General features: G+C 68.4%; 9 protein-coding genes. 4 read left to right on the top strand and 5 right to left on the bottom strand.

Annotated elements, in window-relative coordinates:
* Positions 1-385 precede the first annotated feature (385 nt).
* Positions 386-1,633 (bottom strand): peptidase T, encoded by a 1,248-nt coding sequence (gene pepT, locus IBL26_RS14660; protein WP_187785247.1) that lies wholly within the window; start codon positions 1,631-1,633, stop codon positions 386-388.
* A 446-nt stretch (positions 1,634-2,079) separates the two neighbouring features.
* Positions 2,080-2,754 carry an MBL fold metallo-hydrolase gene (locus IBL26_RS14665; protein ID WP_187785248.1) on the bottom strand — a complete coding sequence of 225 codons (675 nt, stop codon included), beginning with the start codon at positions 2,752-2,754 and terminating at the stop codon, positions 2,080-2,082.
* Positions 2,755-2,978: 224 nt separating this feature from the next.
* On the opposite strand from IBL26_RS14665, the gene IBL26_RS14670 reads away from it, so the two are divergent.
* From IBL26_RS14670 to IBL26_RS14680, 3 genes are all read left to right on the top strand, one after another.
* A complete protein-coding gene (locus tag IBL26_RS14670; protein ID WP_187785249.1) occupies positions 2,979-3,368 on the top strand; it encodes a hypothetical protein in 390 nt (129 codons plus the stop codon).
* A 565-nt stretch (positions 3,369-3,933) separates the two neighbouring features.
* A complete protein-coding gene (locus tag IBL26_RS25935; RefSeq protein WP_187785250.1) occupies positions 3,934-5,613 on the top strand; it encodes a Na/Pi cotransporter family protein in 1,680 nt (559 codons plus the stop codon).
* A 208-nt stretch (positions 5,614-5,821) separates the two neighbouring features.
* Positions 5,822-7,681, top strand: coding sequence for a ribonucleoside-diphosphate reductase subunit alpha (locus IBL26_RS14680; protein WP_187785251.1), 1,860 nt, complete (start codon positions 5,822-5,824; stop codon positions 7,679-7,681).
* 385 nt (positions 7,682-8,066) lie between these two features.
* Here the strand turns inward: IBL26_RS14680 and IBL26_RS14685 are convergent, their stop codons facing one another.
* The 3 genes from IBL26_RS14685 to IBL26_RS14695 all read right to left on the bottom strand — a co-directional run bounded on the left by IBL26_RS14685 (position 8,067) and on the right by IBL26_RS14695 (position 10,707).
* Positions 8,067-8,639 (bottom strand): MOSC domain-containing protein, encoded by a 573-nt coding sequence (locus IBL26_RS14685; protein WP_206684235.1) that lies wholly within the window; start codon positions 8,637-8,639, stop codon positions 8,067-8,069.
* A gap of 440 nt (positions 8,640-9,079) precedes the next feature.
* Positions 9,080-9,784: a 4'-phosphopantetheinyl transferase family protein gene (locus tag IBL26_RS14690; protein ID WP_187785252.1), complete on the bottom strand. Its 705-nt coding sequence runs from the start codon at positions 9,782-9,784 to the stop codon at positions 9,080-9,082.
* Positions 9,781-10,707, bottom strand: coding sequence for a DMT family transporter (locus IBL26_RS14695; protein WP_241749388.1), 927 nt, complete (start codon positions 10,705-10,707; stop codon positions 9,781-9,783). Before IBL26_RS14695 ends, IBL26_RS14690 begins: the two co-directional genes overlap by 4 nt.
* A gap of 529 nt (positions 10,708-11,236) precedes the next feature.
* Between IBL26_RS14695 and IBL26_RS14700 the strand changes: the two genes are divergently transcribed.
* Positions 11,237-12,148 (top strand): dihydrodipicolinate synthase family protein, encoded by a 912-nt coding sequence (locus IBL26_RS14700; protein WP_241749390.1) that lies wholly within the window; start codon positions 11,237-11,239, stop codon positions 12,146-12,148.
* Positions 12,149-12,355 lie beyond the last annotated feature (207 nt).

The following is a 12,355-nucleotide window of genomic DNA, read 5'->3' on the forward strand; positions in this document are numbered from 1 at the left end:
TACGGGCCGTGCGGCTGCGCGCACAGTGAAGGCCGCGTTTGGGCGGGGGTTCCCTGGGGTGCGGCGTTGCGGGGGGGGGGCTTTTCCGGCAGGGGACCGATGGTTTGGGGCGGGGAAGGTCAGGGAATGAATTCCCCTGAAACCCCTTCTTTTTTCTGCGGGTTTGGGGTGGGCTTGGCGGTGGAGCGGGCGCTGGGTGGGGGAGGTTGATGGGATTTTATAGTCCCGCGCGTTGCGTGCGGCGTCGCTGAGGTTATGGCGCTTTGACGCGATGCAGGCCTTGCGGTGAAAAGGCCGATGCCGGCAATGGCCAGCACGCAAGACCCGCAAAAAGAAGAAGGGGTCCGGGGAATTCCTTCCCCGGCCTTCTTAAGCGATGGCGTCTTTAGCCATCCTGGCGCGGCTGGGCCGCCAGGGCACAGAGCCGCTCGGTCAGGGTGTAGGAATCCACGAAGGAATTCACTGGCAGGAATTCGAAGCGCGAGTGGAAGTTGTGCGCGCCGGTGAAGTAGTTGGGCGTGGGCACGCCGCGGGCGGAAAGGGCGGAGCCGTCGGTGCCGCCGCGCATGGCGATGACCTTGGGGGCGATGTCCATCTCCCGCAGCGCCTGGAAGATCAGCTCGACGCAATGCCGGTCGTTGCCCAGCGCGGCGTCGATATTCTGGTAGCTGTCCTCGATCCGGCATTCGATGCGGGCCCGCGCGTGGCGGGCGCGGAGGGCTTCCACCGCCTCCGCCACGAAGGCCTTGCGCTGCGCGAAACGGGCGCCGTCATGGTCGCGGATGGAGATTTGCAATTGCGCGGCGCTTTGGTTGCCGGAGATGCCGTTGCACCACCAGTAGCCTTCGCGCCCCTCGGTCTGTTCCGGCGTCTGCATCGGGTCGAACTGCCGCACCAGCTCGGTCGCGACCAGGATGGGGTTCACCAGCACGCCCTTGGCCGCCATGGGGTGGGCGGTGACGCCGGTGATCTCCACGGTGACGTTGGCGGCGTTGAAGGTCTCGTAGACGACCTCGCCGCGCTCGCAGCAATCGATCGTGTAGGCGAAGGCGACGGGGAAGCGCGCCAGGTCCATCACCTTGGCGCCGCGCAGGCCGATCTCCTCATCCGGCACGAAGGCGACGATGATGTCGCCGCGCGGCGCGGTGCTGTGCCGCAGCCGGGCCATCAGCGTCATCACGACGGCGACGGCGGCCTTGTTGTCCGCGCCCAGCACGCTGGTGCCGTCGCCCACCAGGATCTCCTGTCCCTTATACGGCAGGATTTCCGGATGCTCGGCGACGCGGAGCCAGAGGTCTTCCGCCGCATTCAGCAGCAGGTCGCCGCCATCGAAGGCCAGGCGCTGGGGCCGGACATGCGGGGACAGGCCGACATCGACCGTGTCCAGATGCGTGACGAAGCCGATGCAGGCTGCGTCCGGCACCGTGCCCGGCAGCCGGGCGGTGAGGATGCTGTGCGCGTCCAGGTGGATGTCGGAGAGGCCCAGCGCCTCCAGCTCCGCCTTCAGCAGTTCCGCCAGCTGGCGCTGGCCGGGCGTGCTCGGCACGGTGGCGGCCTTCGCGTTGCTCTGGCTCTCGACCGCGAGGTAGCGAAAGAATCGCTCGATCAATTGCTCGGCGAGGGCTTCGGCCATGGGGGAAGGCTCCTGGATCAGGGCTGGCGGTGATGTTCCGCGCATCATCGCACCGCGCGGGCATGCGTCAAACGCGGTGCGGGCTGTGGGCCTGGAGGTTGGCGTGTGATCGACGCGGGTTGATCCGGTTGGACATGCGAATCGCGCGACCGAACCAAAGGTGGGGGCGTGGCTGCCGCATCCCGCTGTGGCGGGCATGTTCCAACGCCGATCGAGATGCAGGCGAAGGAGTAAAGGCCAGGGGAAGGAATTCCCCTGGACCCCATCTTTTTTCTGCGGTTTGGGTTTGTGCTGCAGGGTGGAGGGGTGGCGATTTGATGGGGCTGCGGGCTGGTCCGCCGGAGGCCATGCATCTTGGCCCCAAAGGACTGTCCCCGCCGCAAAACCCCCCGGAAGACTCGCAGAAAAAAGAAGGGGTCTGGGGAATTCCTTCCCCAGCCTTACCTTCAACCCGCCCGCCGATCCGCCTTGAGAAACGGATTGGACTGCCGTTCCTCGCCGAAGGTGGAGCCCGGGCCGTGGCCGCAGAGGAAGCGGATGTCGTCGCCCAGCGGCAGCAGCTTGTCCTGGATGGCGGCGATCAGCGCGGCGGTGTCGCCATAGGGGAAGTCGGTGCGCCCGACGGAGCCGCGGAAGAGGACGTCCCCCACCACCGCGACGCCGAGGGCGGTGGAGACGAAGGCGAGGTGGCCGGGCGTGTGGCCGGGGCAGTGCAGCACCGCGAAGTCCTGGCCGGCGATGGAGATGGTCTCGCCTTCCGCCAGCCAGCGGTCGGGGGTGACGTTTTCCAGCCCCTCGATGCCGAAGCGCGCGCCTTGTTCGGCCAGGCCTTCCAGCAGGAAGGCGTCGCGCTGGTCGGGGCCCTCGATCGGCACGGTCCCGCCCTGCCGGGCTTCCAGTTCGCGCTTCAGCGCGGCGGCGCCGCCGGCGTGGTCCAGGTGGCCGTGGGTGAGCAGGATACGGTCCACGGTGAACTTCGCCTGGTCCAGCGCCGCCAGGATGCGCGGCACGTCGCCGCCCGGGTCGATCACGGTGCCGCGCCCGGTCTCGGCATCCCAGATCAGGGCGCAGTTCTGCTGGAAGGGCGTGACCGGGATCTGGGCGGCGTTGAGCTGGTGCATGCGCCTTGCCTGCCATGGCGGGGCCGGAGGGGTCAACGGGGTGGCTTGGTTGGGAATGGCGGGGGCGTGGGCGGCGGGCCAGGGCGAAACGGGCGCGGAGGGCATCTGGTCCACGCGGCTCATCCGGTGGGGCGGGCCCACTCCGTGGCCTTGCCGCCGCCGTGCCTCTTTGCCTCGTGATGGGTACGGGGCGGGGGTAGAATGTTATGCCTGCGCTTTGGCGCATGAGGTTCGTGTTGGATCTGTCCGGTATCCTGGTCCTGCTGACGCTGCTGGTCACCTGCGGCCTGGGCGGGGTGGCGGTGGCGGTGGTGCTGGCCGCCATGGGCTGGGTCCGGTGGCGGCATGGCCGGTGGTCCGGCCGGGCGCTGCGGCAATTGCCTGGCGCGCTGGCGGCCACGGCGCTGTCCCTGTTTGCCCTGGGCGTGATGGCGCTGGTGACCGATAGCGGCACCCCGCCGGATGTCCGCGCCGTCCTGCGCGCGCTGGAGGATGCCTGGCCGCTGGGCCTGCTGGCCTGGCTGCTGTTGCTGGCGCTGGCATGGTGGGCGGGCTGGCGCGCTTGCGTGGCCCGATGGCCGCGTCGCGGCGATGCGGCGCGGCTTGGCCGATAGGGTAGGGCCCGCCGCGTGGGTGCTGCCGGGGAGCGTCTTGTCCCTGGCCCTCGGTCGGCTTGGCCGCGTGGAGCGGGATCTGTTCATGTGCGTTCGTCGGGCACGCTTCGGGGCTTTGTCAGGCCGTGTGATTCACGCCTCCGGCTGGCACAACTTGCGGAAATCATGGCCCTGCGGCCAGACGGGGGATGAGGCAGCAGGCAGCGAAACGGATTTTCCGGGCCCATCTTTTTTCTGCGATTCTCGCGGTTGTGCTGTGGAAATCTCAGTCTTTTTTAACTGGCGGACGCCGGAGATCAGGACCGCTGCGGCGGGCGGTTCAGCCTTAGTGACCCATTTTTAATGGCCAGAAGCGTCCACCCCCAGTCTGGGGCGTGACGCCACCCAACAGAAAAAAAGATGGGGTTTCAGGGGAATTCATTCCCCTGACCGTCCCTTCCTGTTTCAGCCCCGAATGTCGATCGGCGGGTATGTCGCGCCGCCCAGTCGCTACGCTGTCATCGAAGTGTCATAATCCGCCGCCTTGGCGTGCTGGCCGCGTCGCCAGTCCGGAGAGCGTTCGACCATGTCCTTTGTCATTGCCCTGATTGGCCTGGCCGGTTCCATCGCCCTGCTGCTGTGGGGGACGCGGATGGTGCAGACCGGGGTGCAGCGCGCCTTCGGCCCCCGGCTGCGGGTGCTGCTGGGCCAGGCGCTGAGCAACCGGGTGAAGGCCTTCCTGGCTGGCATGGGCGTGACGGCGGCGTTGCAGAGCAGCACGGCCACCGGGCTGATGGTGGCGGGCTTCGCCGGGCGCGGGCTGGTGGGGCTGGTGCCGGCGCTGGCGGTGATGCTGGGGGCCAATGTCGGCACCACGCTGATCGTGCAGGTGCTGTCCTTCGACATCGCCTTCGTCTCGCCGCTGCTGGTGCTGGTGGGGTTCGTGCTGTTCCGCCGCCCGCCGGGCTCCACGGCGCATGATCTGGGGCGGGCGGTGATCGGGCTGGGGTTGATGCTGCTGGCGCTGCGGCAGTTGCTGGAGCTGATGGCGCCGCTGGAGAGCTCCTCCACCCTGCGGGAGTTGCTGCGGCTGGTCTCGGTCGTGCCGCTGGTGGATGTGCTGCTGGCGGCGGTGCTCACCTGGGCAATGCATTCCTCGGTGGCGGTGGTGCTGCTGGTGATGTCCCTGGCCAGCCATGGCATCGTGACGCAGGAGGCCGCCTTCGCGCTGGTGCTGGGGGCCAATCTGGGCAGTGCCGCCAACCCGCTGCTGGAAGGCGGCGGGCGGGAGGACCCGGCGGCGCGCCGGATGCCGCTGGGCAACCTGCTGAACCGGGTGGCCGGGCTGGTGGTGGCGCTGCCGCTGCTGCCCTGGCTCTCCGGCTGGATGGAGGCCACGATGGGGGACCCCGCCCGCGCCGTGGCGCTGTTCCATACCGGCTTCAACCTGCTGTTGGCCGCTGCCTTCCTGCCGCTGCTGGCGCCCTACGCCACCCTGTTGCGGCGCTGGTTGCCGGACCGCGCGGCGGCGGCCGACCCCGCCCGGCCGCTCTACCTGGACCCGGTGGCGCGGGAGGTGCCGGTGGTGGCGCTGGGCAGCGCGGCGCGGGAGGCGCTGCGCATGGCCGATGTGCTGGAGGAGCTGCTGGCCGGCGCGAAGGAGGCGCTGGGCGCCCGCCGCCCGCCCCAGGGCACCAAGGAGCTGGACGACGTGCTGAGCCGGCTGGCCATCGCCATCCGCAGCTACCTGGCGGCGCTGGACACGGAGTCGCTGAGCGAGGCGGACCACCGCCGGCTGCAGGAGATCGTCACCTTCGTCACGCAGATGGACCAGGCCGGCAGCGTCGCCCGGCGCATCCTGCTGCCGCATGCCGGGGAGCTGTGGAAGCAGGGCCAGCCGGTGCCGGAGGGTAGCCTGGAGGAGGTGCGGCGGCTGCTGGACCGGCTGACCGCCAATCTGCGCCTTGCCGCCTCCCTGTTCATGACGGAGGACCCGCGCGCCGCCCGGCTGCTGGCTGAGGAGAAGGCGGTGTTCCGGGAGGTGGAGGGCGAGGCGACCCGCAGCCATCTGGCGCGGTTGCGCTCCGGCCAGCCGGACTCGGTGGGGGCCAGTGCGCTGCATTTGGATTTGTTCAGGGATATCAAGCAGATCAACAGCCACGTGGTGGCCGCCGCCGCCTACCCGGTGCTGGAACGGCATGGCGAGCTGCTGCCGAGCCGGGTGTTGCCCGGCGGCATGAGTGAAGAAAAAGTTGCAGCCCCCTGAGCGGGGCACAGGCCTGTGGACAGGTGCTGAAAAGCGGCCAGTAGCAGCCACTTCCCGCCTGTGGGTGAAAGCGGCTTATCGCAAGAAGTGGGGGTTCGGGTGCATCCCGGGCCTAAATCTGGTGTTGATGGCGTGACGGCCACGGTGCAAATCTGCGGCCTGCCGGCCCCGCCGGTTCTCTACATTCAGACTTCGAGGATTACCCGCCGTGTTCGATGCCGTTCAGCTCGAAGGCCACAGCCAGGTTCGCCTGGACCGTTCCCGCGATGCGCTGCTGACGGATTTCGGCAAGGCGACCCTCGACGACCGCTACCTGCTGCCGGGCGAGTCCTACCAGGACCTGTTCGCCCGCGTCGCCAGCGCCTATGGCGACGATACGGCGCATGCGCAGCGCATCTACGACTACATCAGCAAGCTGTGGTTCATGCCGGCGACGCCCGTGCTCTCCAACGGCGGCACCACGCGTGGCCTGCCGATCAGCTGCTTCCTGAACGAGGCCAATGACAGCCTGGATGGCATCGTCGGCCTGTGGAACGAGAATGTCTGGCTGGCCAGCAAGGGCGGCGGCATCGGCTCCTACTGGGGCAACCTCCGCTCGATCGGCGAGAAGGTCGGCCAGAACGGCAAGACCAGCGGCATCATCCCCTTCATCCGGGTGATGGACAGCCTGACGCTGGCGATCAGCCAGGGTTCCCTGCGCCGTGGCTCGGCGGCGGTGTACCTGCCGGTCTCCCACCCCGAGATCGAGGAATTCATCGACCTGCGGCGCCCGACCGGCGGCGACCCCAACCGCAAGGCGCTGAACCTGCACCACGGCGTGCTGGTGCCGGACGCCTTCATGCGCGCGGTGGAAGCCGACGAGGAATGGGCGCTGACCTCGCCCAAGGATGGCGCCATCGTCCGCAAGATCTCGGCCCGCGGGCTGTGGATCCGCATCCTGATGGCGCGGATCGAGACCGGCGAGCCGTACATCATCAATTCCGACCACGCGAACAACGCGCGGCCCGAGCACCAGAAGCTGGCCGGGCTGGAGATCAAGACCTCCAACCTCTGCGCCGAGATCATGCTGCCGACCGGGCGCGACCAACATGGCGAGGACCGCACCGCCGTCTGCTGCCTGTCCTCCCTGAACCTCGAGACCTGGGCGGAGTGGAAGGACGACAAGGACTTCATCCCCGACGTCATGCGGTTCCTGGACAATGTCCTGCAGAACTTCATCGACACGGCGCCGGACAGCATGGCGCGCGCCAAGTACAGCGCGATGCGCGAGCGCTCCGTCGGCCTCGGCGTGATGGGGTTCCACTCCTTCCTGCAGGCGCAGAACGTGCCGTTCGAGAGCGTGATCGCGAAGGTGTGGAACACGCGGATGTTCAAGCACATCCGCGCCCAGGCCGACGTCGCCAGCAAGGTGCTGGCCGATGAGCGCGGGCCGTGCCCGGACGCCGCCGAATACGGGTTCAACGAGCGTTTCTCGAACAAGATGGCGATCGCGCCGACGGCGTCGATCAGCATCATCTGCGGTGGCGCCTCGCCCGGCATCGAGCCGATCGCGGCCAATGTGTACAACCACAAGACGCTGTCCGGCAGCTTCATCGTGCGCAACCCGTCGCTGAAGAAGGTGCTGGCGAAGCACGGGCGTGATGACGAGGAGACCTGGACCTCCATCACCGTCAACAAGGGCAGCGTGCAGCACCTGGATTTCCTGGACGAGCAGGAGAAGGCGGTGTTCAAGACCGCGTTCGAGCTGGACCAGCGCTGGGTGGTGGAGCACGCGGCCGACCGCACGCCCTATATCTGCCAGAGCCAGTCGGTGAACCTGTTCCTGCCTGCGGACGTGCATAAGCGCGACCTGCACCAGATTCACTTCCAGGCGTGGAAGAAGGGCGTGAAGTCGCTCTACTACTGCCGCAGTCTGTCCATCCAGCGCGCCGACGCGATCAGCGAGAAGGTGGCGGTGCAGCCGAAGCTGGGGCTGGCCGAGAGCCTGGAAGCGGTGCTGCCGCTGACCACCGCCGTGGCGCCGCCGGCGGAGAGCACGGATTACGAGGAATGCCTGGCCTGCCAGTGAGGCTGTTGCTGGCCCCGAGGCTTCGGTGACGACAAAGCCCCGCCTTCCGGCGGGGCTTTTTTGTGTGCGGGGTGGCGAAGGGGAGGGAAGGTCAGGGGAAGGAATTCCCTGCGTAAACGTATACGTTTACGCCATCTTTTTTCTGTCCGTTGGCGGTGGGCTTGAGGACGGGCTGCGGAGCCCTACGACGCTGGCAGGCGCGCGTGTTTGAAAGCATCTCTATCAGCGGAATCGCCTGATGGAGTGGATGTTTTTCAAAACAACGATCCGGAGCATCTGATTGAGCGGGTGCGAACGGAAAGTGCTCTGGCGCGGCCCTGGTTGGGATCGGGAAGGCTGACGCTGCCGCAGCATGCGGGAAGACCCGCCAGCAGGAGCTGCAGGATCAAATCAGGAGGTTTTGTGCAGGGTTCTTTCCCTGGCGTGGCTGCCCGGGGTTGAAGCCTGCTCCATCCTGGACGGCGTCGTCCAGCCGCTCGATCAGCGCGCCGGGCGCGGCGTGCCCGGGTTCGACGATGCGCGCCGTCATGCCGCCCTGGCCGCGCATGGCGTTGTAGCCGCCCGGGCCCAGCACCTCCTCCATGCGGGAGCAGGGTTGGCATTCCCCGGTGATCTCCAGGATGGCGGTGCCGAGGCGGATGCGCCGCCCCTTCAGCGCCAGCAGGTTGATGCCGCGTACCAGGATGTTCCGCCGTAGCAGCGCTGGGTCCAGTCCGTCCCGTCCCAGGTAGCTGGCGATGGCGGCGAGGTTCTCCGCGCCGATCAGCGTCACCTGGCGGGAGCGGCTGGTGCGGCTGCTGTAGCGGTCCCCGGCCAGGCCGGTGGTGGGCGCCAGGGTGGCCTCGGCCAAAGGCTGCATCGCCTGCCGCCGCTCCGGCCTGACGCCGATCCAGACGATCTCGCCAGGGCGCGGCGGGGCGGCCATCAGGCGGGCCAGGGGCGATGCGGGGTTCAGCATGTGATGGCTCCTGCCATGCGGTGCCTGCGCGGTCGGCGTCGGGACTTGTGAGGAAAGCAGGACCGGGGGGCGGGAGTTCCGGGGGGCGCGGGATTTTTCGGGATAAGCGGAGCGTGATCGCCGCGGCTGGAGCGACCTGGGGAAGGTCAGGGGAAGGAATTCCCCTGAAACCCCTTCTTTTTTCTGCGAGTTGCGAAGCGCCTTGGTGCCGGGGCGTCGGGTGGGTTGGCGAAGCCTAAGTAGGAATCCCATGGCACTATCTGCTGTCGCTGCAGACCACAAACGTTCATGCGGCGTAGACCTGACATCAAGAAGGCAGACACCGACAGCGTCGATCCCAAAAGACTCGCAAAAAAAAGAAGGGGTCCGGGGAATTCCTTCCCCGGCCTTCCTGCTGAATCGCGGTAAGGCATGCCGGGCAGGCGTTCCCGGCCCGGGCTCTACGCGGCCCCGCCGGCCAGGATGTCCGCCCAGCTCAGTTCCTGCCAGGCCTCGATGGCCGCGGGGCGATCGGTGGCCAGGGCGAGGCAGCCTTCCGGGCGGGCCAGGGCCCGGGTTTCCCAGTGGCGGGCGCCGGGGAAGTGGCCCTCGCCGATGGCGCGGATGGCGGCGTCCGGCAGGATGAAGCCGGTGCCATCGGCCTTCAGCACGGCTTCCCGCAGGCACCAGGCCAGCAGCAGCGCCGAGGCTGGGTCCGGCTCCGTGGCGATGCGGGCTTGTTCCGCCGGGGTCAGGATATGGGCGAAGTCCTTTAGCGCGACGGGGCGCCGTTCCTCCAGGTCCAGCCCGACGCGCAACTGCTGGCCGATGGCGAGGCCGACCCAGCGGCCGGAATGGCTGATGGAGAAATCCACCGGACGGCCTTCCAGGTAGGGGCGGCCGCCGGGGTCGTTCCGCCAGCCGTCCAACGACGCCGCGCCGTGGTGGCCGAGGCGGCGCAGCATGGCGCGCAGCATCAGGCGGGCGGCGGCGCGGGCCAGGCGGTCCTCCACCCGGCGGTAGCGCTGGATGCCGGGCAACAGGGCCGGCGGCAGGTGCTTCTGCGCGTGGTCCAGGCCCTGGGCGGCGTCATCCGGCAGGGTGCACAGGGCGACGGTCAGTCGGGGTTCGGCCGTCTGGCTGGGGAATGGCGCGTCAGTGCTCAATGGCCTTGCCTGCCTTTGCCCAGTTGCTGCTCCCGCAGGAAGATGAACAGCCCGGCGCCCATGATGATGGCCGCACCGGCCATGGTCAGGCCGTCGATCATCTCGCCGAAGAAGACGTAGCCGAACAGCATGCCCCACAGGATCAGCGTATACTGGTAGGGCACCACCACCGAGGCCGGGGCCAGCCACAGCGCGCGGTTGACGCAGAGATTGCCGCCAAGCGAGCCGACGCCGAGGAACAGCATCAGCAGCAGGTCGATCCACCCGGGCTGGGTCCAGCCCTGGATCAGCACCATGGTGAGGCCGAACAGCAGGGCGGCGACCAGCTGCGCCGTCATCAGCACCGTGCCGGGCGTGCCGGCCAGCTTACGTGTCACCACCATGAAGCAGGCGTAGCAGAAGCTGCCGGCCAGGGCGCAGACGGCGCCGAGCGAGAGCGAATCCGGCGAGGGGTGCAGCGCCAGCACCACGCCGCCGAAGCCCACGGCCACCGCGCTCCACCGCCGCCAGCCGACATGCTCGCCCAGCAGGAAGGGGGAGAGCGCGGTGACGTAGATGGGGCCGGCCATGTAGTAGGTCATCACCTCCGCCAGCGGCAGCGCGGTGAGTGCCCAGAAGAACAGCGCGGATTCCAGGGTGGAGAAGCCCACCCGCAGCAATTGCAGCCAGGGGCGGGAGGTGCCGAGGAAGGCGTGCTGCCCGGCGCGGTGGATGAAGGGCGCCATGACGCACAGCCCGGCGATGCTGCGCACCAGCAGCAGCTGGCCGACCGTGTAGGCGCCGACCAGCCACTTCCCCAGCGTGTCGTTGACGGCGAAGAGCATGACGCCGGCCAGCATCATGGCGATGCCGGCGGCATTGCCGCCCTGGCTGAGGAAACGGCTGCTCAGGAACGGCATGGCACGGCTGGCGGACGACGCCATGCGGCCCGGCCGGCGCCAGGCGCCGCCGGGGGCGGGGTGGTAGGAATGGGTTTGACCCTTTGTTCGTGCTGGCGCCGCGAGGCCACCGTGTGTGGCCACCATTGTTTCCCGGCGCCCGCGCGGCGGCAAGGCCGGTGCGTGCCGGGGCTGGGTGGAGCGAGCGGCGCCATTGGCTTCGACCAGGGAGGGGAGAGGTAGGTCAGGGGAAGGAATTCCCCTGAAACCCCTTCTTTTTTCTGCGAGTTTGGCGTTGGGCTTCAGGGTATCGGGGGAGCCGCGTGGAAAATCTTGGCCCATCTCGGCCGAACCGCCTTTACCGAAGGCGATGGATGGAGGCGTAGCCCCGGCCAGGGTTTGAACAGCCTGACGCGCCCACAGCCACACCCCAAAAACACCGCAGAAAAAAGAAGGGGTCCGGGGAATTCCTTCCCCGGCTTTCCCTGCCTCACGCTGAGATGCCAATCCCCAAAGGGTCCGTTCTGGCGCATGGAGGCTGGCTTTCCCGGCCACGAAGTGCAGGATCATTCCCATGATGGCAGGAGACGCCACGATGCAGTTCCAGGGGCTCTCGGCCTTCCCGATCACTCCGGCGGACCCGCAGGGCCATGTCGATACCGCTGCCCTGCGCCGGTTGCTGCGCCGCCTGGCGGATGCGGAGGTGGATTCCATCGGCCTGCTGGGCAGCACCGGCACCTATGCCTACCTGAACCGGGCCGAGCGCCGCCGTGCCGTGGAAGCGGCGGTGGCCGAGCTGGGCGGGGCGGTGCCGCTGCTGGTGGGCATCGGCGCGCTGCGGACGGACGATGCGGTGCGCCATGGCCAGGATGCCAAGGCGGCGGGCGCGGATGCGGTGCTGCTGGCCCCCGTCTCCTACACCCCGCTGACGGAGGCGGAGGTGTTCGAGCATTTCGCCACCGTGGCCCGCGCGGTGGACCTGCCGGTGGTGATCTACAACAACCCGGGCACCACGCATTTCACCTTCAGCAACGAGCTGATCGTGCGGCTGAGCCAGGTGCCGGGCGTCGTCGCCGTCAAGAACCCGGCGCCGGACGCGGCGGCGGTGAAGGCGGAGCTGGCGGCGTTACGGGCGGGGGTGAAGCCCGGCTTCTCCATCGGCTATAGCGGCGACTGGAAGGCCACCGAGGCGCTGCTGGCCGGCGGCGAGGCCTGGTACAGCGTGGTCGGCGGCCTGTTCCCGGCGCCGCTGATGCAGCTGGTGCGCGCCGCCCGCGCCGGTGACGCGGCGGAGGCACGCCGGTTGAACGCCGCCCTGCAGCCCTTGTGGGACCTGTTCATCGCCCATAGCAGCCTGCGCGTGGTGTATGCCGCCGCCAACCTGCTGGGGCTGACCGATGCCGCGCCGCCGCGCCCCATCCTGCCCCTGGACGAGCCGGTGAAGCGGCAGGTGGCCGAGGTGATGCGGGCGCTGGGGCTACGCTGAGGGACGAGGTGGGATCGAGGGGGCGCTGCCCCCTCGAGCTCCCCTGGCAGGGGATGCGATCCCCTGCACCCGCGATTTGTTTGGGATCATGCCCTGCTGGTAGGGGGGGCGTTCTTCCAATGGAAAAATTATTAAAAATCAGTTCTTTAAGGCTGATTCACCTGTAGTTGGACCCCCCACAGACGGGTTCCCAAAGGCCTCAGGCCT

The sequence above is a fragment of the Teichococcus aerophilus genome, from assembly GCF_014490485.1.
Classification (GTDB): domain Bacteria; phylum Pseudomonadota; class Alphaproteobacteria; order Acetobacterales; family Acetobacteraceae; genus Pseudoroseomonas; species Pseudoroseomonas aerophila.